Below are 1,743 nucleotides of genomic sequence, written 5' to 3'. Positions count from 1 at the left end.
CAACCGAACCGTACACACCTTCCGGCTTTCCGTTTCGCTCCCGGCGACTCAGAAAACAATACACGCCCCCAACCCCCAACGCAAATCCACCCCCACAGGCAGTCTTCCTGGGATACTTTGGCCGGCGCTGGTGCCCCTGCCGCCTACTCCGTGAGTCGGGGAATTCGCTTGCCCCCAACCGCCAGTGGGCGACCAAACCGCCGTCGTACATCCGCCGGCGGGTAACCAACCGGCGCCGCTATGCCAGGTGGTCCGGCATCCCAACTGCTCTGTGCAGTCCGTCGTCGAGAAACCGCACCAGGGAAGCGATCTTCTCGCCACTCGTGTCGGGCTCAATCACCAGCAGACCACGCGCCCGCCCCTGCAAATAGCAAACGAAGGCCGGCCGGCGGCCAGCCTGCGTCCTCGCCAGCACGTAGCTGCCACCGGGCCGGCCAGCCGCGCTGGCCCTCAGGAAGTTTCCGACGGCGGTTTGGCCCACGTAACGGTGCATCGCCGGCGGCATGGCAAGCCAGCTCTCGTCGGTCAGCATCGCCACCATGGCGTCGACGTCGTCACGGGCAAAAGCGTCGGCGAACCTGCGCACTACAGGGTCCTTGTCGGCTGATGTGGCCACGGGTTCAGGCATTGGTGTCGCGGCCCGTGCACGCTGAAGCAGCCCTTTGACCGCGGTCGAACTTGTTCCCAGCATGTCCGCAGTCTCAGGTATGGGGAAATCCAGGACATCACATAAAACCAACGCCGCGGCCTGGCGCGGCGGCAGGTGTTGGAGAGCCGTAACAAACGCGAGTTCTATGCTTTCCAGGGCAATGGCCCGGGCGGCCGGGTCCAGTTCGGACAGCAGCGCATCGGGATACGGCTGCAAATGCGGCACATCGAAAGTGTCCGTTGGCATCGGTGGGTCAAAAGGAGGCGCCGGCTGAATGTGTGGCCTACGACGGCGATCGCGTACGGCGTTGAGCGATCTGGTTGTTGCGATCCGGTAGAGCCACGTCCGGACCGACGACCTCCCACCAAAACCGGGGAGTCCGTTCCAGGCAGCGAGCAGCACCTCCTGAAGCACGTCGTCTGCATCGTCCAGGGATCCGGTGATCCTGTAGCAGTGCACATGGAGTTCACGGCGATAGGGCTGGACGAGGGCAGCGAAAGCTACTTCATCGCCTGCTTTGGCGGCCTCGAGCGGTGTGGAGCCCACACGTCATTCTGGCACGCCGCCGTTCCGATCGGGTTCCCCGCGGTGTCTCCATAGGTGTAACCCTCCCTGAAAGGACAAGGACATGACCCAGGACGAAACAGCTGCTGTAGGCATTGCGATGGCGTATCACCGTGCGTGGACCACGGGCGACCTGGAAACCGCGACGACCTACTTGGCAGGTGATGCTGTTTGCCACACGCCGGCGGGAAAGTTGACCGGCAGTACAGCCATAGGCGCTTTCATGGCTCCGTTCGCGGCAACGCTGACGGGGTCACGGCTTCTCGCGGCCCACGGAAACGCCATTGAGGCGATGCTCATGTATGACACGAGCAGCAGCGCTGTTCCCAGTGCTCCGGGGGCCGAGCTCTATAGAGTCCAGAGTGGCCTGATTACGGAGATCCACATCCTCTTTGACCGGCTTCCCTTCGCGCTGGCGCGTGGGGAGGTCATCCGGGCGTGAGGTAGTTGGGGTGTTAAAGGTGTGGAGCCCCGACCGTCGTGGTCGGGGCTCCAACTGTAATGGTTGTCCGGCGGTGTCCTACTCTCCC

The 1,743-nt window shown here is 63.5% G+C and carries 2 protein-coding genes; one reads left to right on the top strand and one right to left on the bottom strand.

All coding sequences use genetic code 11. The features are described from left to right. Nucleotides 1-238: 238 nt before the first annotated feature. A complete protein-coding gene (locus ACIQTZ_RS24005; protein ID WP_402984840.1) occupies nucleotides 239-1,195 on the bottom strand; it encodes an RNA polymerase subunit sigma-70 in 957 nt (318 codons plus the stop codon). Nucleotides 1,196-1,277: 82 nt separating this feature from the next. Here ACIQTZ_RS24005 and ACIQTZ_RS24000 point away from each other — a divergent pair, with 82 nt between their 5' ends. Further along, nucleotides 1,278-1,655 (top strand): nuclear transport factor 2 family protein, encoded by a 378-nt coding sequence (locus tag ACIQTZ_RS24000; protein WP_402984838.1) that lies wholly within the window; start codon nucleotides 1,278-1,280, stop codon nucleotides 1,653-1,655. Nucleotides 1,656-1,743: the final 88 nt, after the last annotated feature.

The organism is Paenarthrobacter sp. NPDC090520 (assembly GCF_044769205.1).
Taxonomy (GTDB): Bacteria; Actinomycetota; Actinomycetes; order Actinomycetales; family Micrococcaceae; genus Arthrobacter.
The sequence above is the reverse complement of the archived record's forward strand: the minus strand, read 5'-3'. Positions and strand labels throughout refer to the sequence as shown.